The organism is Chryseobacterium camelliae (assembly GCF_002770595.1).
Taxonomy (GTDB): domain Bacteria; phylum Bacteroidota; class Bacteroidia; order Flavobacteriales; family Weeksellaceae; genus Chryseobacterium; species Chryseobacterium camelliae.
This window is the reverse complement of sequence record NZ_CP022986.1, coordinates 1,637,566-1,661,484: the sequence shown is the minus strand read 5'-3', so window position 1 is coordinate 1,661,484 and position 23,919 is coordinate 1,637,566. Positions and strand designations below refer to the sequence as shown.

Here is a 23,919-nt window from a genome sequence, read left to right as displayed (position 1 = left end):
ATGAAAATAAAAGATATTCGGTTTCCTTTTACCAAGAAGTCATGCCTCCTTGTGTGTTTCTTTGCCTGTATGTTTGTGTTTGCAAGCTTTACAAGGCAGGATAAACTAAAAGTCAGGGAATTTAAAAAAGAGCTGATAGACGAGTGGAAGGATGAAAAAGACATCAGCTAATCGGAAAACACTGTGGAAGAAAAGGCTTCTGCGGAGGATTCAGATGTTAAGAAAAAAGAAGTTTCCTCAGGAATAAAAGATAGCTTAGCTTCAAATCTGCAGGACTCAGCTAACGAAAGTAATAAAACTTCCTATAATACTTTCTTCTCTGGGAATAGTATAGCCTACGATTCAGCAGAAAAGCAAGGGATTATCGGAACATTTTCAGATCAGGAAGAAGATCAGATTTCAGATAATTTTTTTACGGTTAATGTTCCTGCAAAATCGGGAAATACGGCTGTTTATTTGGAATATGATCTTTTTGGTCTGGCTTCCCATGAGTCTGTTCCCAGATCCATTAATCATAATATTGCCATCGGAGGCAGTATTGTGGTAGCCAATACTGTATGGACGCATCAGAGAGAGAAAATTGGTGCAGAGTTTATTAAACATGGTAGTAATACGATCCTTTTTACATCACCGGCAGCAGGGGTAAAATACAAAGTTAAGAACCTCAGGCTTGTTTTTGAAAAAGACAAAAAAGCGACAGGTATGAATATCAGTTCTGCCGCATCCGGTCAGACGCTCTATGTAAAAGGGAGTAATGTTTTGTCAGCTTCAGTCATAGTGAACAACGAAACGGTTTTTGTAAAAAACGGAGAGTTTGAAAAAACTTTTGAGATGACTGGTAATGACCAGTTGTCGGGAGCATACACCGTTACTTCAGGGGGCGCTGTAAATGTTTACAAAATTCCTGAGAAAAAGGATGCTTTCAAGGTTATCCATTCTGAATATCCGGTTTCAAGAACTGTGGAAATTTCAAAAGATAAAGAGTATGCTGTAAGTTATGGTGATATAAAAGCCACCATCGAAAAAGAAACATCTTCATCGGCGTCTGTTGAATTTTCTAAGTTAAGAGAAAAAGACTTTCCGGTGGTGTCCGGCGGTATAAAAAATATTAGTGCAGATCAGGCAGCTTACAGGGTATCCGTAGTGGCCGGAAAACTTGATAAGAAGATCAAAATAACAATTCCTTATGATCAGAAAAGGTTAGGGTTAATATCCCCAAAGGATATCAGGGTGTTTTATTTTGATTATAGTAAAAGACAATGGGTAATAGAAAAATCTGCAGTCGTTGATGAGAAATCAAAAACGGTTACTTTGGAAACCAAAGGGGATAATGATTACATCAATGGTATTATTTCAGTACCTGAATCCCCTCAGACCAATGCTTTTTCACCCACAAGCATGAGCGGATTAAAAGCAGGAGATCCAACCGCTGCAACACAGTTTATATCTCCGCCTACGGCAAACCAGAAAGGAGATGCCAATGTTTCCTACCCGATCGTAATTCCTTCCGGAAGAAAAGGAATGCAGCCCGGCTTGTCTATTGCCTACAGCAGCAGCAGCGGAAACGGATGGATGGGAGAAGGATGGGATGTAAGCGGCCTTTCCTCAATCAATATTGATACAAGATGGGGGAGCCCAACATTTGATTCAGCCAATGAAACTGAACTTTATTCTTTGAATGGCGAAATGCTGGTATACGATGGCAGCTACCTTCCTCACAGGCATAATGATATTGATGAAACAAGTGGTGTCTATACGACCAATAAACAAAAGAGAAACGAACTTTTTGCAAACAACAAGAAAGTGTTTTTCCTGAGGAGAAATCACAATTTTATAAAAATCGAACGTTATGGAGCCACGACAAAAGAATACCGTTGGGTGATAACTTCCACAGATGGTACAAAAACCTACTATGGAGGTGATGAAAGCAGTGTGAACTCCCAGTCTGTCGTAACAACACCTGCAGGAGATATTGTACAGTGGGCTATCTGGAAGGTAGAGGATACCCATAAGAATAATATTATTTATTATTATGAAAATGCAAATCAGAATGGTTTCAGCGGAGACAATGCCAACCTTAATAACGGAAATGTTTTTCATATCCAGCGTATTGTATATACAGGAAAAGATGGGGCAGATGGACTTTATTCTGTAGAATTTGAAAGGGAAGCATCGGTAACCAGGCAGGATATCAGCATCAATGCCAAGCAGGGAGTGAAAAGGATTGAGCCATACAAACTGAATAAGATTTATGTAAAATATAACGGGCAGACGATCAGAAGTTACCAGTTGAATTATGCTACAGGAGAGTTTTTCAAAACGCTTCTCCAAAGCATTTATGAATTGGATAAGAACGGAAGCCAGGCATCCCGCTATGACCTGGAATATTACAATGATATATTGAGCAATGGGAGTAATTTTTCGGCCGACAGCAGTGTAAATGCCAGTGTAGCCAATGCATTTCCGGTATTACCCGCATCGCTTTCCCCGTCAAAGATCAGTGCCAATTATACTTTTGAATGGGGTGTTCACGGTAGGGTTCCGGGTATAGGAATCAGTATTCTGTGGCCTACCCAGAATCCCTTCGGACATGCGCAGGGATCATTCAATCTCGGGATGTCTAATGCTGATGCCAAAAAAGCCCAGCAGCTTGTTGATTTTGACGGAGACGGAATTCAGGATATCATTTACAGAAAACCCAATACAGGTCTTTTTGTAAGTTCCGGATCTCTTGATTCCGGGTCACTCATCTTTGGAAGCCCAAAACAGATATCCAATCTTCAAAGTAACTTTTCCCAGACATCGACAAAAACCGATAATATAGGATACGATGTGGGAATGAAGGTATTTGGAATAGGGTTTAATTTTTCACAAATGTGGTCTACCAGTAAAAGCAATACCCCTGTTTATCTTACGGATGCTAATTCCGACGGCTTAATGGATGTGGTGAAAGACGGGGAAGTCTGGTTCAATAAACTTAGCGGAGGCGTCAATCAGATGACCAAATTCAGTGATCAGACCGAAAATATGGTTGTGGTTGCCGATGCTGCTGTGGAGCATGCTTCCCCTATGGAAGGATGGCACACCATTTCGAAAAATGATGTGGTGAAGATGTGGGTAGCCCCAAAAGATGGGAATATTAAAATCACAGATGAGATTGAAGTTGAAAATGTGACCGGAGCAAAAGCTGTATATTCCATAGAGATGCTTTCCCCATCAATTCCCGGTAAAAACAGCAGGATGTATTTAACTGAGCTGACTACCGGAGTACATCAAAATATCGTCATTACGAATTATAACACCTTCTTCAGCCAAATTCAGATGATGCCGCCGGCTACTACCAATCACCTGGGTAGCGATAATACCGGACGTCTGTTTGTAAAATCCGGTGATAAGGTTTTTGTAAGGCTTCATAAAAGAGAAGATAAAAACTTCAGGGTTTTTACCAATCCTAAAGTCGAATATGTAGATAATATAACCGGAACCGTTATACCGAACAACGAAGAAGAAGAGCAAAGCGGATTTTACATGAATAACGGGACCTATTCAGATAACTTCCTTCTGAATAATAACTCTAAGCCGCTTACATTCAGTGAAAACGGAACTGTAAATATTGCTGTACCAACGGTATCTTTCCCGAAGTCTACGGACGATATGGTTTTCAAAATATCCAAACTGAACACCGTTACCGATGCAGAAACTCCTTTATACACATCCAATACATATGTTCAGTCTAACATTCCATTTGTAACTCCGGCTGTAACCTTAAATAATGTGAATATCAGTGCAGATGAAGTATTGCAGTTTAAGGTAGTTACGGATTCTCATATGGTTTTTAAAAACAGCAACTGGAACAATATTGATGTTACGTTTACGCCGCAAGCCGGCGGACCTGTTAAAAACTATAAAGGTATTGCAGAATACCCGTCTTTCCACATTAAGGAAATGGGTAAGAAAGTCAATATAAAAGATCTTGCAACCTCTTTCCCTGCAGGCAATGTTACCTATGGAATCTCTTTTAATAAGAGTATTCCGATCGGAACTTCAGGGATCAACCCGGGAACGTTCTATTATATTATTAAGAAAGGAAATACCGTACTCGGTAAAAGGCGAATAGCCATTACTGTAAATAATGGCGTAAATGTCATTGAAACTGACATGACCAATAACCAGACGGTTTCCGGGATTGTACCCATTCCAGTTTACACCGGAGATCTGCAGAACAATACGATTCCTGTGGATCAGAGAATCACCATTCAGGTATATTATAACAGGAAACAGGATTATGACCTCTACAAAGCTTATCTGCCTTACAATACATTTAAAATATATTACGGTTCAAACAATACCGTACTAGCCGGAGTTAACCATACCTCACTCAATTCTACATCATTAAATCAGGTAGGCCAGTTTTACAACAACTGGACGCAGTTCCTGTATAATGAAGGTGCGGATGTTATTCAGGTAAAAGAAGGAGAAGATGGTTACAACTACAATCTGAACACCCCTTATGATAATTACGGAAGATTGATCAATATTGATAAATTTTCAGAAGTTAACCTGCCCGTTAATCTCAATTATTCCACATGCAATAATATTCCTACCAATACTGCCGACTATCAGAATGTGGTGGCCCAGTGTATGGCGGATCAGATTAATAACAGTAATTTCTACCAGTCTTCAAACACAGTACAGATGCAGCCGATAAAATCCATGGATCCTATTAAGGTAGGCAATGTGGAGAAATGGGTAGGTTACGGGCCGGAACAGTATTCTATGGCAGATTCCTTTAAGGATGATGAAACTGTAAGTGATTTCTACAATCCTCAGACCGTAGACCCCGATCTTTCGGATACAGTGGTTCAGGGGAATGTTGATACCAAAATGTATGCGATCAACAAGAAGCATTACAGCAAATCTCTTACTTCAACCCTAAGCGGAAGTTTATTTGTTACCGTAAGCAATTCCAAATCCAAACTGGTTGGAATGGGAAGTGTAGACCTTCAGGACTATATGGATATGAACGGCGACGGTTATCCTGATATAGTGTATACAGACAAAATGCAGGTAACCAACTCTACGGGAGGACTCGGAGGACTTGTTAATTCTTATGTTAATGGATACCTAACCAATACCAAGAGCTATCAGAACAGCGTTTCTGCACAGTACTCTCCGGTAAGCCATAAAACTGTGGGAGCCATGTACAGGGGCGGAATTATGAATATTCCCGGAGTGACGGGATTTTCAGGTATTGTCATCAATGTGCCGGGAACTGCGACTACAGATGTTTCTTCACCATGGTCTACAGGTGTTACGGCAAGTTATGATGCCAAAGATGCCAATGAGGCTTATTGGATGGATCTTAATGGGGATGGCCTTGCAGACCGTATTACTGCAGCAGATTCCAACATGAAATATTTCCTGAATACCGGTAATGGAATCAGTGCCAATGCAGAGACCTTCGCTAACTTCAGCACTTTTGCCTCCCATCCGGTTGGATCAGCATCCATAGGGTTTGATACCTCATCCGTATCAAGCTTCCCGGTAAGTGTGGGAGCCAGTGCTTCAGCCTCTTTCGGATCATCCAATACTACATTTGAAGATATCAACGGAGATGGGTTGCTGGATGTACTAATTATAGGAAGCAATTCAACCAGAGTAAGATATAATCTGGGAAATAAATTTTCACAGGAGGTTACCCTCTCTAAAAACGGAGGAGGAGTAGATTTCAACAATGAGTCTAAAACATACAACGGATCTGCTAACCTGGGTGTACATTTTTATAAAAATATACCTATTGTATGGTTATTCATTCCACCTTTTATCATTCTTCCGCTGATTTATTTTAAAATAGGATTCGATGTCAGCACCAATGCCGGTATCTCTATTTCAGAAGTGGATAAGACATTCAAAGATATGAATGGTGACGGATTTGCCGATCTTGTAATTTCCAAAGCAGACGGTTTAACGGTTAACTATTCCAATATCGGAAAAACCAATAAGCTGAAAAGTGCAACCAGTATTTATAACCGTATGCCGCTGAACAAATTCATGATTGATTATGAATTCAAAAAAGCAAATTACAGCAATCCCCATGGAAAAATGGTGATGAGTAAAGTTACGGTGATTAATCCTGATGTAAATTCCGGAAACTATCTTGTGTCTACACCGGGTAAGGACATGCAAACGCAGTTTGAATACGGAACATCTAGATATGACAGAAGAGAAAGAGATTACTTTGGATTTGATACGGTAACGACGAAGGAAATAGATGGAAGCAATAATGTGTACCGGTCTTCAAAGCAAACTTTCTATAACAACAGTTATTTTTCCAATGGTATATTAAGAAAAACCGAAATTTTCGGAGGGACATCCAGTTTGCTGTCCATGAAGGAAGATACCTATAAATTCTACAAGTTTAAAAATAACAATACTCAGATTGATATCACCCAGACTTCTCCTATCACCGATTCATTTGATACCGGAGGAAAAGAGGGCCGGAAAATGGCAACGGTCTTACTGGACACTTCTAAAAACTGGGTATACGAAAACGGAGGCAGTATCCTCACCACAACAAGAATGGCTTATAATGCCAAAGGCCAGGTTACGGGATATATATATCAGAGTCCGTCCACCGCTTATAATACTAAAATTACGTATCATACTACCTTATTAAATAATATTATTGATGTACCCAAGTCGATCGATGTATACAACGGAACCTCCGGAACTATATTGCTAAGGCACAGGGAAACACAGGCTGACGCCAATACGGGGAATATTGAAAGGGTCACCGTAAAACTTAATGCAGGCGAAAATGCGGATACCAAGATAAAATATGATGCATATGGCAATATTGCTCAGGTTACCTATCCTCCGAATGAAAATAATCAGAACTATGTGCTGACCTATCAGTATGATGCTACACAGAATAAATATGTTGTTCAGGTAACGGACAGTTTTAATGTGAAATCCAGTTCAATCTATGATCCTTGGTTTGATGTACTGACACAGTCTAAAGATATTACAGGTAACATCATGACGTATCAGTATGATACAAGAGGAAGAATTACCTCGATCCTGGCTCCTAATGAGGCCGCGGACGGACTTCCTTATACTGTAAATTATGAGTATTTCATGTCTCCTTTCAGCGCAGCCAATAATACCCAAAGATATCTGTTTGGCGCCATCACAAGAAATTATGATCCGCAGCATCCGCAAAACCCTATTGAAACAATAAATATTGCAGACGGTCTGGGAAGGGTAGTGCAGTCTAAAAAGGATATAGAAGTTGATGCGGAAGAAAGGATGAGCATTTCAGGAACTACTTTGTACGACCTGTATGGAAGGGCTGTGAAGCAGTATCACCCTACATATGAAGGTAAGGACCCTTCAGCAATCAGCAGTGGTACTAACTATAATATTAAATTCAACACAGGCGTTGCGGGATATTATACTTCTACCGTGTATGATGTGAGGAACAGGGCTGTTCAGCAGATCGATGAAGACAATCATGCTATAGACTTTGAGTACGGGATGATAGGGTCTTTACTGAAAACCACAGTAAAGGAAATGCAGAACTCTCTCGTTCAGCTTAAATCCGAGACGTATAAGAATGCTGAAGGACAAACAGTACAGAATACTAATTATCTGAATGCCCAGGCACAGGATACTTTCTACAGATATGACCTGTTGGGACAGCTTACGGGAGTAATAGATCCACAGAGTATTCAAATTAATTATGAATATGATTTAGCAGGAAGGAGAACAAGGAATATCCATCCGGATCATGGAGCAACGAGGCTTGAATATGATAAAGCGAGTAACTTAATCCGATATTTTACGTCGAATCTCCTGGGGGACCCTTCTATTTCAACACCCTATGTTAAATACAATTATTCCTACAACAGGCTTGCATCCATACGGTACCCCGATCTTGCCAACGGCAGTGGAAACCCTTCTAACGTAAAGTATGTATACGGTGCTGCGGGTACAGGAAATGGTACGGCAAGAGTCATAAGAAAGTATGACAGTTCCGGAGACACACAGTTCAAATATGGAAGACTGGGCGAAGTGGTTGAAGAAAACAGATCCGTATATCCGTATAACGCGCCGGCAATGGGCTTTGTAACGCAGTATACTTATGACAGCTGGAGCCGTATCAGGAATATTATGTATCCTGACGGAGAAAATGTAAGCTATGAATACGATCTTGGAGGGAATCTCAGAAAATTCTTCAATGCCGGTGGTTATGAATATGTCAAAAATATAACCTATGATCATTACGGCCAGCGCCTGTCCATAGATTTCGGAAATGATACCCGATCTGAATTCCAGTACCTGCCGACGAACAGAAGACTTGATTCCCATATATTAAAGAATAATGCAGGAAATGATCTTCTAGCTAATGGATACCAATATGATTTTGTAGGAAATATCACTGATATTTATAATAAAGCGCCAAAGTCACCAAATGAAATGGGTGGTTTATACAGTCACCGGTATTCGTACGATCAACTCAATAGGCTTAACAGGGCTGAAGGTACATTTGGTGAAAAGGATGGTTCTCCCTATTCAGTTAGCCAGTCCGATTTCGGTTTGAGATTAGACTATAACCTGTCAGGTGGGATTTTATCCAAACGTCAGAGCCATTATCAGGATGGGATGAACAATGCTTCCAATACGTATGATCATTCATATCAGTATATCAAAGGAACGCATATGGTGGAAACAGTTACCAATCAGCAGAACGGGAGTTCAGAAGCTTTTACGTATGATTTCAACGGAAATCCTGTGTTTCACAATACTAAAACCGAAGGTGGTAACACCATGTTCTGGGATGAACAGGATAGGCTGAAGGCGTATTATGCTCCGGAGCAGGGTGTGTTCCAGTACCATACCTATGATGATAAAAGCGACAGGATTATCAAGTACAACCTGAAAGAAAAATCTGACCTTTATCAAAACGGATCGCTGATCAGTTCAGGGCTTGCTGTTGATGCGTATAAACTTTATCCTAATGCTTACATCTCTGTAACTTCAGATGACCGGTATACCAAGCATTATTATGCAGGTGAACAACGGGTAGCCAGCAGGGTAATGAACGGGACCAGTATTTTTGTGATGGGGGCAACACCTTACCGCACTCAGCAGGATAAAGATAAAGAACAGGTAAATCCGGAGACAGATTTTAAATCCTATCTTAAGAAAGCAGGATTGGATAGCAGTCAGGTAGCGTTAGAACTGGCAAAAGGTCCGGGTTCACAGTCGGACGTGTATTATCTCCACGGAGACCATCTGGGTACCGCAACCTATGTTACCAATTCCAATGCAGAAACCACCCAGTTTTTCTTAAATTTACCATTCGGAGAAACTATGGCGGAGCAGATGACCGGAGCTTATGACAATCCTTATAAGTTTAATGCCAAAGAACTCGATATGGAGACAGGGCTGTATTACTATGGCGCGAGGTATTATAATCCGAGGTTGAGTATCTGGTATGCGGTGGATCCGCTAGCGGTGTATAACCCTGTAATGGAAACGCAGTTTTATGGGGATGGTCAACATAATGGCGGGGTATTTTATTGTGGAAATCTTAATCCTTATATTTATACATATCAAAATCCTATTAAATATATTGATCCAAATGGGAAGCAAACATTTTTCATGCAAACCAGAAGTTTTGCTCCATTTAATACATTTGGAGGTGGGTTTGAAGGAGATGGTGATAATAGAAAATTTTCAACAAACCTATCCAATACATACAGAATTGCTGCAACTGCTAAGGTTAATTTGGATAATAAAAATATGACCATTACTCCTCATACAACTCATTCAGATTGGCTGGGAACCAAATTTAGCAGTGCTACATCGCCTACAAATGTTGAAGGAAGTAATGCTTATAGTGGAAACAAACAATCATTTTATGTGCATATGTTTGGAAAAAATAAAGCATTGCTATGGGGACTTGTATCTCCAGATATTGATGCAAGTGTAAGTTTCAATGTTTCAAAAATTGTTAAAGGGCAAAGTTTTGATATTGAAGGACAGGTATTTGGAGATAAATTCCCCTCAAATGAAACGTTTATTACAGATTTAAATGGAAATTCTATATTTTTAGGCGTATCTGGTGCAGATGGTTCTCCATTTACTTCATTGGCAGGAGATAATTATAGACCCATGTCTAGTTTTAAATTCAAAGTCTTATTAAACTCAAATGACACATTTAAGGGAGTTAATTATAGAGGGAAAAATTATACTCTAAATCAGTGGAATTCACAATTTCAAAAATTAAATCCTCAAGATGGAAGTGTTCAATCAGGAAAAGCTGCAAAATAAATTATATGAAAAATAATGTTCTTAAAATATTCATCATAAGCATTATAACACTGTCAGTAATTGCATATTTTTTGGGACTCACTGATAGTGCATTTCAGAAGGTTTATATATCTAAAAACTTTCTATCTTATATAATTAATTCCATAAAGTATTTTGTTTTTTGGGTTTTACCATACTGGTGGATACTTATTTTAGGAATATCTTTTTTGGTAAGCATTTTATATTGGTTGTTAAGTATGTTATTTAAAAATAATAGAAATCGATAATAATTTTTGCATGACTTTTAAAATAATAATTTCTAAAATTCACTTAGAAACGTTTATTACGATTTGAATGTATTTTGGTAAACTGTATTGATAACTAGCAATTTAGTGATACTCAAATAATAATATTTTTGATATATAAGTAAATTGATAATATTTTATTTATTTATAAAACAAATAAACAGGCGACTTTTATAGTCGCCTGTTTATGTATATTACTCACCACTAAGGCTGCCCACTTCCCCCCGCAGCGCCATACACCTGTCCCGTAGCATAACTCGCATCCGAAGCAGCAAGCTGGACAAATATAGAGGCTAATTCAGCAGGCTGTCCGGGTCTGCCGAGAGGAGTGTCTTTCCCGAAAACCTGTACATTGTCCTGGGTTTGACCGCCGCAGACCTGAAGCGGAGTCCATACCGGTCCGGGTGCTACACCGTTGACACGGATACCTTTTGGTCCGAGCTGCTTGGCCAGAGACTTTACGTAGCTGGTGGTTGCTGCTTTGGTTTGTGCATAATCGTAGAGGTTTTCTGACGGGTCATACGCCTGGACAGACGAAGTCCCGATGATGCAAGAACCCGGTTTCAGATGAGGTAACGCAGCTTTGGTAATCCAGAATGGAGCATAAATATTTGTCTTAATGGTCCTGTCGAATTCCTCAGTGCTGATGTCAAGAATCGAATCATGGCTTTGCTGGTAACCCGCGTTGTTAACAAGGATATCAAGTCCTCCGAGCTGTTGAACAGTCTGGGCAATCAGCTGTGCGCAGAAAGCTTCATTACGGATGTCTCCAGGTATTGCAACCGCCTTACGTCCGGCTTTCTGAATTAATGCAATCACTTCTCTTGCATCGGATTCTTCTTCCGGAAGATAGTTGATCGCAACATCGGCGCCTTCGCGGGCATATGCTATGGCGGCAGCTCTTCCGATTCCTGAGTCGCCTCCGGTAACCAGGGCTTTCCTTCCCATAAGCCTTCCTGAACCTACATAGCTTTCTTCACCGTGATCGGGCACAGGCGTCATTTTGCTCCCGAGGCCCGGAAACGGCTGAGGCTGCTTCTTAAACGGGGGTCTCGGATATTTGGTGGTAGGATCGGTAAGTCCCGGTCCTGAACCGTTTTTAGGGGTGGTTTTACTCGATTGGGCCATCGCTGCCGGAGCAACTGCTGCAAAGGCCAGGGTAGTGGCTAATTTGCCAATGGCATTTCTTCTGGTAATCTGCTTTTCCATATGTATAAATAATTTGGTGTTTGGTGTTGTTTGGTAATAATAACCCCGAAGATAGTAGCAAGCAGCATTCCAATGTATGATTTGCATCAATTTAAAGTAGTTTTAGCATCAGATTCTGTTTTATGATGTAAGAGGTAAAATAATTACATTGATGTTGAAAAAATGAAGATATGTTCAGTTGAATGAAAGCTTTTGTAGTGAGTAAATCAACATTATTGCATTTAAATTTTGATTTAAATGCAATATCGGCCTAGCATAACTTAGGTATCTTTGCACAAGATATATGTATGATCAGCTTATTTATCTTATCTGAAACCTATTTAAATGATACCGTTAGAGCATTTAGGAACAAGAATCTGTATTATCGGGCCCAGTTCAGGGGGAAAATCTACCCTGGCAAGAGCACTGGGAGAAAAATTACAGATTGAGGTCTGCCATCTCGATCAGCTGGCGCATCTGCCGGGAACGGATTGGAAGCCCAGGGACCGGGATCTGTTCAGGAAAGATCATAACCGGTTTCTGTCAGAAAATGATGCATGGATCATGGAAGGAAATTACAGTTTTTTGATGCAGGAGCGTTTGGCTGCTGCCACAGCGGTTATATGGCTGGATTTTAAAGTGACCGGTTCTGTAGTACGGTATATTATACGTTCATTGAAAAATTCTCATTCGCGGCCGGGAAACCTTGAAGGGGCAACCCGGCAGTTCAGCTGGTCGCTGATCCGGTATATCATGTTCAGGGCGCCTAAAAATCGAGGGAAATACAGAGAGCTGATAACAAGCAGCAACGTCCGGTTGCTGTATTTAAATTCGTTCCGGGAACTGAAGGACTATTACCGTTTCTGGAAATTAAAAAGATAACGATCAGATCGTAGAATTCCGTTACCGGAAAATCCTCAGGCATATCGTTTTCAACGCTATTTTTTATTTTGTTTTAGAATAAGTGTCAACAAATGCGTTAAATTCTGCTCTGTAATTCCTTCCTACAGGGATCGTATAATTACCCATAACAATGTCAGCATTGGTATAGCCGGTAACATACCTCGGGTTAAACAGGAACGAACGGTGGATCCTTATAAAACCTTCGACAGAAAGCCGTTCTGCCAAATCCGTAATTGTATTTTTAGTCAGGTAAGCTGTATGGGTCAGGTATAATTTTACATCATTACCCTGGCTTTCAATGAATATAATATCATCCGTTCTGATCTTTCTGTTAATTCCCTCAGATCTGATCATGATCGCACTTTCAGGCTTTTCAATGGTGGTATTTCTTACTACTTTGTCAACAGCCCTGAAAAACCGTTCAAAAGTAATCGGTTTAAGAATATAATCTACGGCTTCAAGCTCGAAACCTTCAACAGCAAATTCCCTGAAAGCAGTGGTGAAAATTACCTTCGGTTTCACAGCCAGCGATTTCATCAGGTCGATCCCGCTTAAATGAGGCATCTGGATATCCAGGAATATAAGGTCTACAGGCTGTTCCCGGAGAATTGCACGCGCTTCTATGGCATTCCTGGCTTTCCCGACCAGCTGGAGCGTATCAATTTTTTTCAGATGGCTTTCCAATAGCTCGATAGCCAGCGGCTCGTCATCAACGATGATGCATGTAATCATATTTCGCAGGGGTTATTATTTCCACACTGAAACGCTCTTCGTCTGCATGGATGTTAAGTTCAAAATGATCCTGATAATACAGCTTCAGCTGCTCTTCCATATTTTTCAGCCCGATTCCCGCTTCCGTATCCCGTTTTTCTCCGAAACAGCTGTTTTGAATCCTGAATACAGATTTCATCTCATCTGCCTGCAGCTTCAGCGAGATAGTAAGGCCGCCATTTGCGTTACCACCATGTTTGAATGCATTTTCAACCAGCGAAAGGTATAGGAGAGGAGGGATCATGTTTTCAGTGGTGATATCAACAGACTTTTCAATGTGAAGATTGTTGCCGTACCGGAGCTTCTCCAGTTCCATATAACGGTCAATGACTGCCAGTTCATCCGTAATCCAGATCATTTTTTGCGGTCCTTTGTAAATCACATAGTCAAAAATATCGGCAAGACCTGCAATTGATTCAGGGGTCTCTTCAGGATGATTAATAGAAAGGGAATAGATATTATTCAGGGTGTTGAACAGAAAGTGTGGATTCAGGCTCGATTTCAGCACTTTGAGCTCAAGTTCCGTTTTTTCTTTCTGCAGCCGGATGCGGTCCTGTTTTTCATTTTTGTATCGCAGGATATGCATGAAACAGATGAAAATAAATGATGCGGTGATCATCGGCAAAGCATAATGAGTCAACAGGTAATTGAAATCAGTCAGAATCATTCTCAGACTGTCCTGAGGCTCGGATGAGAAAAAAGGTTCGGCAGCATAAACGATGAACATGCGGTTGAGGACAGAGAATAGGTAAATGGCCATGGTTGTACTAATGGTAAACAATGCGTATCGTTTACGGTCGAAAAAGCCAGGGATAAGAAAATAGTATATGATATTGGCCGTGATGATCTGAAACAGCAGATGACACAGGTTATAAATGATGATTTCCTTTAAATTTTCATCATCGTTATGGCTGTAGGCCTGGGCAAGTCCGAACAGGAAAAGAGCCGTCCAGAATACCGCCTGGTAGCTTATAACCGAAAGTGAATGATCTTTTTGTACCTTTTCCATAAGTGCAAAACTACAGATTATGACGGGATAAATCCCGGTGAATAATACAGAAAGCAAGGATTAAGGATGAACAACATTATTTTTCATGCAGAAGGCTTTTAATAACATCCATATCTGATAAAAAATTTCGGAAATAGAGGAGCAGTACGATATAAAATTAGCAGTAAAGAATATGATCTTAAATAAAAGGCAGTTCCGCTTTTCAAAGCGGAACTGCCTTTTATTGTCTTTAATAATGGATTATTTAACTTTAACCAGCTCAACACGTCGGTTTTTTGCCTTATTGTCTTCGGAGTCATTAGCTACCAACGGACGTTCAGCACCAAAACCTTTGGCCGATAAACGTGATTTTGATATGCCTTGACTGATCAGGGCAGTCATCACAGCATTAGCACGGTCATTCGACAGCTTTTTATTATGCGCCGCATCTCCGGTATTGTCCGTATGGCCTTCAATGGAAATTTTTAAATTGCTGTCTTTCTTCAGCGCTTCTGCAATCTGGTTGACTACTTCTTTACCATCTGCCGTAATGCTTGATTGGTCCGTATCGAAATTGATGTACAGGATGGATTTCCCTTTTTCAGCAAGGTCTTTAACAATGTCATCGGCTGTAATTTTACTCATGGTCTGCTTAAATCCTTTTTCCTGTAAGATATTAAGCTTTCCTGATGCGTTGGTAGCAGAATACTGGACAAAGATATTGCCCTGGTCTTTGCTGCGGATCACATATACTTTGATTTGCTCGCCATCATAGCCAATATCTCCCTCACCCCCTTTATTAGGATCCTGTTCGTGATATCGGTCATATTCTTCTTTGGTAATGGTTCCGTCGAAAATTTTTACCGCCCCTATAGACTTCAGGTAGTCTTCCATGCTTTTCTCAAAATAGCGCTGAGAAAATTCAGTACCCTGATCTCCCTGCACAAAGGTTTTATACAGTTTTCCTTCAAAAGGCTTCATGACGCCATTAATTGGAAAAAAACATACGTCGAAATCTTTTTGTAAAGGTTTGTTCATTTCTTTCAGCCCTTTAGGCAGTGTGAAAAAAGGGAATGTGCCCAGGTCAGCATTGGAGTAGGGGATTTTTTCAATATCAAATGCAGCTGTGCTGTCACTTTGCGGCTTTTGTTCGGATGCCTGCATTTCTGTGTTGCCGGTTGCATCTGCTTTTTCCTTTGACTTCTGATTACAAGAAAGGACCGTCGCGGCCAGAACTAATACAAATGCTGTGTTTTTCATGATGTATAAATTTGATTGGTTTTAATGAAAATATAACAAGTGAAATAATTGTTGGAATACATACTGACGATATTAATATGGGTCATGATCAGAGCTGTTTGCTTTTCTGCTTTTAAGCTGGAAAACATTCCCTTCCGGATCCCTACCGTCGCACAGCCAGAAATCATAAGATTCAAAAGTCTTGATTTCCTTCATTTTTATCCCTCTCGAAATCATTCCTGCTCTTGCTGTCCGGATATCCTGATCTATTTCAAAAACAATTTTGGTATTATTATCAGACGGATGGTTAAAATCTGATTGCTGCAGGTATTGGTCACCCATCCTGTGCAGGCCGAGAGAACTATTTCCTACATCAAGCAATGCCCATACAGAGTCTTCTTCGATTACCTGAAGGCCGAAATGCTCGGCATAGAATTTTTTCAAATTATCGACGTCCCTTACATAAAGGATCACATCAGACAATTTTGCTTTCATATTTGAATTGGATTTGATATAACAAATATAATATTTTTAGGATTGTTTCTGAATTAAATTTCATCAGCCGTTACCGGTATACTTATACGATTACTGTCGTGAGCCCAGGTCACGTTCCCGCTGGTCCCCGCTGATGAGATGGGTCAGTTCATTGCAGTATGCAATCTTATCATTCTGGATGTGGAATTCCGCGATCACCTGAATCATTGCACTTCTGCCCTCAAGCGTAGTGATACTGACGATATGACGGGTAAAGACAATATGATTTTCCTGGACAATGGTTTTAAAATCTATCGAAATGCTTTTAAGTGACTGCTTCTGAATTTTCATGTGCCGGCAGAATCCTTCATAATCCAGTTCTTTTCCATCTACATACTGTTTGTAATTTTGGCTGAAATAATGATCAACCTTAGCCTGGTCGTAATTTAAATCTTCAACCACAGCTTTAAAGCTGTCTCTAATTAAGTTTTTGTAATCAGTCATTGTATTAAATTTAAGGATTAAAATATATCTGTTATATTGGTAGCAGCAGGTTTATTTGTCCTGATTATGGATTCCGGCAGTTATTTTTGCCCCTTTCAAATTGGGAAGGAATGCGGTGATAATGCCCATCAGCGGCAAGAAAGCACAGATTTTAAAGACATACTCAATGCTGGTGTCATCTGCAATTGCCCCCAGTACGGCAGAACCTATACCGCCCATACCGAACATGAATCCGAAGAAAAGTCCCGCAACCAATCCGATTTTGTTAGGCAGGAGATCAGTAGCAAACACCAGAATGGCTGAAAACGCGGAAGCAATAATAAGCCCGATCAGAACTGCAAAAACGATCGTCCATACCAAACTCAGGTAAGGCAGGCAAAGCGTAAAAGGAGCTGCTCCCAATATGGAAATCCAGATGATTTTCTTTCTTCCGTAGCGGTCGCCCAGTCTTCCTCCCAATAATGTTCCTACCGCCACTGCTGCCAGGAACATGAACAGGTATAACTGGGAATCCTGTACAGAAATATGGAACTTGTCAATAAGAAAGAACGTGAAATAGTTCGTCATGGAAGCCAGGTAAATGTATTTCGAAAATACAAGGGCCAGAAGGATGCTGATTGCGAATAGGATCTTTCTGCGCGGCAGCTGAACGGTAATGACCGTTTCTGGATGGGGAACTGCTTTTTTTAATGCCAGCTTTTCAGCATACCAGTTTCCGATCCTCCATAAAACGATCATGCCAATAAGCGCAGCGACAGCAAACAGGCCTACATAACCCTGGCCTAAAGGAAGTACGATCAAAGCGACCAGTAAAGGCCCTATGGCACTTCCGGAATTTCCGCCCACCTGGAAAATCGATTGTGCAAGCCCTTTCTGTCCGCCTGATGCCAGCTGGGCAACCCTCGATGCTTCCGGATGGAATATGGATGAGCCCATGCCGATAAGTGCAACCGAAATAAGAATGACATAATACTGATGTGCCGCCGCCAGCAGCAGTAATCCCGCCATGGAAAGACCCATGCCGATTGCCAGTGATCTCGGATTGGGCTTTTTGTCCGTATAATAACCGACAAAGGGTTGAAAAATGGAAGCAGTAAGCTGGAATACCAGTGTAATGATTCCAATCTGGGCAAATGATAAGCGGAACTCGCCCTTCAGGATAGGATATAAAGAAGGGATCGTTGACTGAATAAGGTCATTCAGAAAATGGGAGAAACTGATCATGAACAGGATAGGATAAACTATTACTGTAGTTTGTGCGGTGTTAGATTGTGAATGTTCCATAATATCGATATTAAATTCATCATATCATCTGATGAATTGGATTAAATTTTTTTAATAGATCCTGTCAACAATAGATTGCGCAATGCGGGCTGCTGTTTCAGGGTCTTTCTTTTCGATCGCCTCATAAAGTTCTGTATGGATCTTCTGGGAAAGCTTAAAAAATGTTACCTCATTCTTATGGCTCTCTTCAAAAAATTTCATCAGATGCCTGCATGCTACGGTGTAGATTTCTTTTAAAAGCATATTACCACAAGATTCAGCAATAGCCGTATGAAAATTAATATCAGCCTGATAGCATTCGGATGCATTGTCTTCATCTGCAAGCCTGCCTCGCTCATCCAGGTAATGCTTAATGGTTTTCAAATCTTTCTCACTGCGATGTAAGGCGGCCTTTGCAGCTATTTTTGCATCCAGTATAGAACGCACCTCCTGAATTTCTTCGGCATTGGATTTATTCATCTGGGAATCCAATGATTCTTCGGCATTTTTGGAAACAATAAATGTTCCCACCCCTTGCTGTACCTGTAAAATTCCCTGTATGGACAGTATTTTTATCGCTTCCCGGATGCTTGATCGGCCTACACCATAGATTTTCATAAGTTCAGGTTCAATCGGCAGTTTCTCACCCACTGCATAATCGCCGTTAACAATTTCTTCTGTTAATCGGTCGGCTACTTCCTGTGCTAATGTTTTTCTGAGGATCTGCATAATTGAATATCATCATATCATCTGATGAATGCAAAGGTAGTAATTTTTTGGATAAGAAAATCTTGGTTTGATGTAAATTTTACCAAATTAAGAAAGACCGTCACAATATTGACATAAGGGTTTGGAATAAAGAATATGATAGTTTAAGTATCAGAAAGAATTAAACAAGAAATCTTAAGCGAGATTGCAAGATTTTGTCAGCGCAAAAAGATTGATTTCTTCGAATCTCCGATTTCAAACCTTTGACCGTCCTGATTATCATATGAATGCTCTAATTCCTTAAGTATTAATACCCAAAAAATAAAAAACTCACAATAAAAATTGTGAGTTTAAGTGAACTTGGAAGGATTATCTTCGAACCGTCTGATACAAGATTTGAATTGGATTTTGAAATTAAATATTTGATTATGAGTTGTTTGTGTAGGTTTTCGGAGAGTTCGAATCCTTTTGCGATATGTTGACGGGAGCAATTTTTCGAACTTTTGTCCTAATATTTTAAGAGCTCTAATTTTCAATATATTGGTTTTTAATACTTTATGATTTGTAATTCAAGTTCGAATCCTCTTGCCATAATGATTTTATTAAGTTATTTTGACTATTATAATAGTAAAAATAGGTAATTTTCAGCTTGGAGTTGATTTATTATCAACTCCAAGCTCGTTTATAAGAAATAATGTACTTTTATAAATTTAGCTAAAAATTTCCATAAAACTTTCTTAGTGCGTTTATCCTTAACAGTAACTTTTGCAACATTGTATGATTATTATTTGGATGAAAAGCCCTACTATGTTTTCATTTTCTCATTTTTGAGACTAATAAAGGAATTATTGAACTTTACTCAATTTTACCTTTATTTTTGTTTACGGGAAACCATATTTGAACTTTATGATGAAGCTGTTTTTGATCCAGCTATTCATTATAATAATGAGTAAGGATGCTACCCCTAGTTGGGCTGGCTATATTTTTTAATGAGAAGTACGCTATGTAAGGCACTTGAGAAATAAGTTTATTGGGTGAAGCAATTGATGATAAATATTTGCCTGAGATTGGAACAAGACGAAGACTTTCAATAAAAACTAATAATTTAGAATTTTAAAGACAAAAGCATATTTGAGTAAGGGTTCTGATAAATTGGCCAAGTACAAAGATGTAATCAAGGAATTAATAAGTTTATACCCCGAATATCACCCATTACAATGTATGCTTTATTGTTTACAATCGTATTAATGTTCAGTCTGAAAGGCGATAAAATATTAGAATTGCCAATGGATGTGATAAAAGTTGCCATACCCTTAATCATCTATTTTGTACTAATGTTTTTTGTTAGCTTCTATATCAATAAAACGCTGAAAGTTCCTTACGACAAAAATGCCTCAATAGCCTTTACAGCTACAGGCAACAATTTTGAATTGGCGATAGCAGTAGCAATAGCTGTTTTTGGCATTCACTCTCCGCAGGCATTTGTAGGCGTAATTGGTCCATTAATAGAAGTTCCCGTGCTTATTTTATTGGTAAAAGCCAGCTTGTGGCTAAAGAAGAGATATTGCAATAATTAGATTGATTTAAAAAGAAATCAGCACAAAGTTATAAAATTCAGAAATTTTTCTAAATTCAATTTTAACTTTGTATAAACTTTACAGTTTATATTTAATAATCACAAAAAAATAAATTCATAAATTTGTCTAAGTGAAAAATTGGAACAAACATATCACCATAGTTCTATGGCTATTTTGGGGATTTCTATTGGCTCCCAACATAAGCTATGCCTGTTCAAAAGCTCCAATTAAAACGGAACAACAGAAATTTTCAAAAAATCATCACGAGAAAGCAGAAAAAAAGGATTGTTGCAAAACCAAATCCTGTAAAAAATGTAAAGATGGAAATGGCTGCGGTGGTAATTGTAAGCATAACTCGTGTAAGTGCGGCGTTTCTTCACCAAATTCTTTAAGTGTACCAATCGCAATAGAATTAAAAGCAAAGAACTATTTTGCTGAAACCAAAAAGCAAAAATTCGGTTTCAAAGAAGCCTATTATTCTTCAGGCTTTTTCTCCATTTGGCTTCCCCCTAAAATAAGCTAAAATTATGACTTGACAGCCATAGGTACGTCTTGTCAAAAGCTGTTCCGGCTTTTTTTAATCCCTAATTTGTATCATTTATTTAAAATTTCAAACAGAAATGGGTTTGCTAATGCCCCATTTCTTAAAATGTAATTATTATGAAATCATTATCAAAAATAGTGATGGTAATCGCTGTATTACTATCATCAATAAACGGCTTCGCACAAATCAAGAATGCGAAAACAGAAACCGTAAAGATTTACGGAAATTGTGGTATGTGCAAAACCACCATCGAAAAAGCAGGTAACGTAAAAAAGGTAGCCAGTGTGGACTGGAACAAAGATACCAAGATGGCTACGCTCACCTATGACGGCGACAAAACAAATCAGGATGAAATCCTGAAACGTATCGCCTTAGCAGGTTATGATAGCGAGAAGTTCTTGGCGCCAGATGATGTATATGCAAAATTACCCGGTTGTTGCCAGTATGATAGAGCGTTGAAGCCAACTGCCAAAAACAAAGAGGCAGGAATGGATATGAACGCCGGGCATGGCAATCACAATCATAGTGAAATGACAGCACAGGGTAACAAGAATGCTACTCAAAATCAATCACAACTAAAACCTGTATTTGACAACTATTTTTCAGTTAAAGATGCTTTGATAAAAACAGATGCGGCGACCGCATCCGCCAAAGCTGCTGAATTGTCGGCATCCATTAAACCAGTTGATATGAGTAAGCTATCGGTAGAAGAGCATGCTGTTTGGATGAAAATAATGAAAGACTTAGCAGCCAATACAGAAAGTATATCAAAATCAAAAGATGTTGCAAAACAGAGAAATGCTTTTGCCAAACTCTCGGGCAATATTTACACATTGGCTAAAGTATCTAAACAGGATGTACCCGTTTATTATCAACATTGCCCAATGTATAATGGCGGAGCAAACTGGTTAAGCAAAGAGAATGCGGTTAAAAATCCGTATTACGGTTCACAAATGCTTACCTGTGGTAGTACAGTTGAAATTCTTGGCAAGTAAATCCTAAACTTACAATTATGAACAAGTACACTTGTCCTATGCACCCGCAGGTGCTAAAAGACGAACCGGGAAAATGCCCCCTTTGCAGCATGGCATTGGTTCCCATAGGCGGTACGTCAGCCTCTCATGAACACACATCAGGACATGGGCATTCGGGACATGCTCACCCTGACCATGCTAAAGAAAGTTTTGATAAACATGAGGGGCATCATACGGGCGATTTCCTCGCACGTTTTTGGGTAAGCCTCATCATTACAATTCCTATCCTGCTGCTGTCGCACATGATACAGCAGTGGTTAGGCTTTAGCTTTACTTTCAGTGGCGATAAGTATGTGCTGCTTGCGTTGGGTACGGTTATGTATATCTATGGAGGCTTGCCATTCCTAAAAGGAATGATTGGCGAGATAAAAGCCAAAGCCATAGGCATGATGACCCTTGTTGCCATCGCCATATCGGTAGCCTATATCTATTCGGTAGCCGTTGTGTTTGGTTTGCAGGGGATGGATTTCTTTTGGGAGTTAGCCACGCTTATTGACATTATGCTATTGGGGCATTGGCTCGAAATGCGTTCTCAAATGGCTGCATCGAGGGCATTACAGTCGTTGGTGGCTTTACTGCCTAATGATGTTACCGTGGAGCGGAACGGAGAAGCTGTAAAGATAAAGCTCGAAGACCTGCAAAGCGGTGAAACGGTTATCATAAAACCGGGAGAAAAAATTCCTGCCGATGGATTGGTACTGGAGGGGCTTTCGTACATCAATGAAAGTATGCTTACTGGAGAAAGTGTTCCGGTAAAAAAAGAAGCCAACAGTAAGGTTATTGCAGGCTCTATCAATGGCGATGGTGCGGTAAAAGTTAAGGTAACAGCGGTCGGAAAAGACAGTTACTTAAACAGGGTTATCAATCTTGTACAAGAGGCACAGGCTACCAAGTCCAATACACAAAACCTTGCGGACAAAGTAGCAAAATGGCTCACCTTTATTGCTATTGCCGTAGGCATAGGCACATTCATTTATTGGTATGCCAGCAATGGGGATATTGCTTTTGCATTAGAACGAATGGTTACTGTAATGGTAACAGCTTGCCCCCACGCATTGGGCGTAGCTATCCCTTTGGTGGTCGCTATTTCCACAACGCTATCGGCGACCAATGGGCTGCTTATCCGCAACCGCACGGCATTTGAAACGACCCGGAAGCTATCTACCATCATTTTTGATAAGACCGGAACGCTTACCAAAGGTTCCCACGCAGTAGAAAAGGTTTTCCCTTTAACAGATGAATATAATGCCGATGAGGTTATCCAGTATGCTGCCGCAGTACAGCAAAATTCAGAACACCATATCGCAAAAGGTATTATGGCTGCATTGAAAGAAAGGAGCCTCACCCTATGGAAGTCTGAAAACTTTAGCTATATGCAGGGCATAGGTGTAAAAGGTGTTGTAAACGGGAAAAATGTCGTAGCGGCGGGACCGAATTATTTCGCCGAAAAGCACCTTTCACTGCCCGAAATCCCAACTGAAATCAATCAGGAAGCCGAAACGGTAAACTTTGTTTTAATCGAAAATAAAGTAGCAGGTATCATCACTTTGGCAGACAGTATCCGTGAGGGTTCAAAGCAAGCTATTGACGACCTCAAACGATTGAATATCAAATCCTTTTTGCTTACAGGCGACAATGAAAAGATTGCTGCTGCGGTAGCTGGAAAATTGAGAATGGATGGGTATTTGGCAAATGTACTTCCGCACAATAAGCAGGAAAAAGTAAAGGAATTTCAAAACAAAGGTGAAGTTGTGGCAATGACAGGCGATGGCGTAAATGATGCTCCTGCGTTGGCACAGGCAGATGTTGGCATTGCCGTAGGTTCCGGTACAGACGTGGCAGCCGAAACTGCGGACATTATATTGGTGGACAGTGACCCCAGAGATGTGGTCAAACTGATTGACTTCGGCAAACTTACTTATAAAAAGATGGTACAAAACCTGATATGGGCGGTTGGCTACAACGTGGTAGCAATCCCTCTTGCCGCAGGTGTACTCTATCCGAAATTTATTTTAAGCCCGGCAATGGGTGCTGTACTGATGAGCATAAGTACCATTGTAGTGGCTATTAATGCAAGTTTATTAAAAATCAAAAAGTAAATAAA

At 39.9% G+C, this 23,919-nt stretch carries 14 protein-coding genes and 1 pseudogene; 7 read left to right on the top strand and 8 right to left on the bottom strand.

Going from position 1 to position 23,919, the window contains the following annotated elements:
- A complete protein-coding gene (locus CGB83_RS20140) occupies positions 1-171 on the top strand; it encodes a hypothetical protein (protein WP_157761372.1) in 171 nt (56 codons plus the stop codon).
- 12 nt (positions 172-183) lie between these two features.
- Positions 184-10,338, top strand: a complete 10,155-nt coding sequence (locus CGB83_RS07580; protein ID WP_100075249.1) for a SpvB/TcaC N-terminal domain-containing protein — start codon at positions 184-186, stop codon at positions 10,336-10,338.
- 488 nt (positions 10,339-10,826) lie between these two features.
- Here the strand turns inward: CGB83_RS07580 and CGB83_RS07575 are convergent, their stop codons facing one another.
- Positions 10,827-11,831 carry an SDR family oxidoreductase gene (locus CGB83_RS07575; protein WP_100075248.1) on the bottom strand — a complete coding sequence of 335 codons (1,005 nt, stop codon included), beginning with the start codon at positions 11,829-11,831 and terminating at the stop codon, positions 10,827-10,829.
- Positions 11,832-12,155: 324 nt separating this feature from the next.
- Here CGB83_RS07575 and CGB83_RS07570 point away from each other — a divergent pair, with 324 nt between their 5' ends.
- Positions 12,156-12,692 (top strand): P-loop NTPase family protein, encoded by a 537-nt coding sequence (locus CGB83_RS07570; protein WP_100075247.1) that lies wholly within the window; start codon positions 12,156-12,158, stop codon positions 12,690-12,692.
- Positions 12,693-12,755: 63 nt separating this feature from the next.
- Here the strand turns inward: CGB83_RS07570 and CGB83_RS07565 are convergent, their stop codons facing one another.
- The 7 genes from CGB83_RS07565 to CGB83_RS07535 form a co-directional block, all read right to left on the bottom strand.
- Entirely contained in the window at positions 12,756-13,445 is a 690-nt protein-coding gene (locus tag CGB83_RS07565; protein WP_100075246.1) for a LytR/AlgR family response regulator transcription factor, read from the bottom strand.
- Entirely contained in the window at positions 13,423-14,493 is a 1,071-nt protein-coding gene (locus tag CGB83_RS07560) for a sensor histidine kinase (RefSeq protein WP_100075245.1), read from the bottom strand. The genes CGB83_RS07565 and CGB83_RS07560 overlap by 23 nt, the downstream gene beginning before the upstream one ends.
- Positions 14,494-14,733: 240 nt before the next feature.
- Positions 14,734-15,732 (bottom strand): OmpA family protein, encoded by a 999-nt coding sequence (locus CGB83_RS07555; protein WP_100075244.1) that lies wholly within the window; start codon positions 15,730-15,732, stop codon positions 14,734-14,736.
- 72 nt (positions 15,733-15,804) lie between these two features.
- The gene (locus tag CGB83_RS07550; protein ID WP_100075243.1) at positions 15,805-16,206 is read right to left on the bottom strand and encodes a VOC family protein; all 402 of its coding nucleotides are present in this window, start codon (positions 16,204-16,206) and stop codon (positions 15,805-15,807) included.
- 90 nt (positions 16,207-16,296) lie between these two features.
- Positions 16,297-16,689: a nuclear transport factor 2 family protein gene (locus tag CGB83_RS07545; protein ID WP_100075242.1), complete on the bottom strand. Its 393-nt coding sequence runs from the start codon at positions 16,687-16,689 to the stop codon at positions 16,297-16,299.
- A gap of 51 nt (positions 16,690-16,740) precedes the next feature.
- Positions 16,741-17,973 (bottom strand): MFS transporter, encoded by a 1,233-nt coding sequence (locus CGB83_RS07540; RefSeq protein ID WP_100075241.1) that lies wholly within the window; start codon positions 17,971-17,973, stop codon positions 16,741-16,743.
- A 51-nt stretch (positions 17,974-18,024) separates the two neighbouring features.
- A complete protein-coding gene (locus CGB83_RS07535; RefSeq protein ID WP_100075240.1) occupies positions 18,025-18,681 on the bottom strand; it encodes a FadR/GntR family transcriptional regulator in 657 nt (218 codons plus the stop codon).
- 1,166 nt (positions 18,682-19,847) lie between these two features.
- Here CGB83_RS07535 and CGB83_RS07530 point away from each other — a divergent pair.
- The 4 genes and pseudogenes from CGB83_RS07530 to CGB83_RS07515 form a co-directional block, all read left to right on the top strand.
- Positions 19,848-20,237 (top strand): annotated as a pseudogene (locus tag CGB83_RS07530) (arsenic resistance protein); the annotation flags it as partial.
- A gap of 130 nt (positions 20,238-20,367) precedes the next feature.
- A complete protein-coding gene (locus CGB83_RS20135) occupies positions 20,368-20,760 on the top strand; it encodes a hypothetical protein (RefSeq protein ID WP_034722840.1) in 393 nt (130 codons plus the stop codon).
- 137 nt (positions 20,761-20,897) lie between these two features.
- Positions 20,898-21,776: a DUF3347 domain-containing protein gene (locus CGB83_RS07520; RefSeq protein ID WP_027374764.1), complete on the top strand. Its 879-nt coding sequence runs from the start codon at positions 20,898-20,900 to the stop codon at positions 21,774-21,776.
- A 17-nt stretch (positions 21,777-21,793) separates the two neighbouring features.
- A complete protein-coding gene (locus CGB83_RS07515; protein WP_027374765.1) occupies positions 21,794-23,914 on the top strand; it encodes a heavy metal translocating P-type ATPase in 2,121 nt (706 codons plus the stop codon).
- Positions 23,915-23,919: the final 5 nt, after the last annotated feature.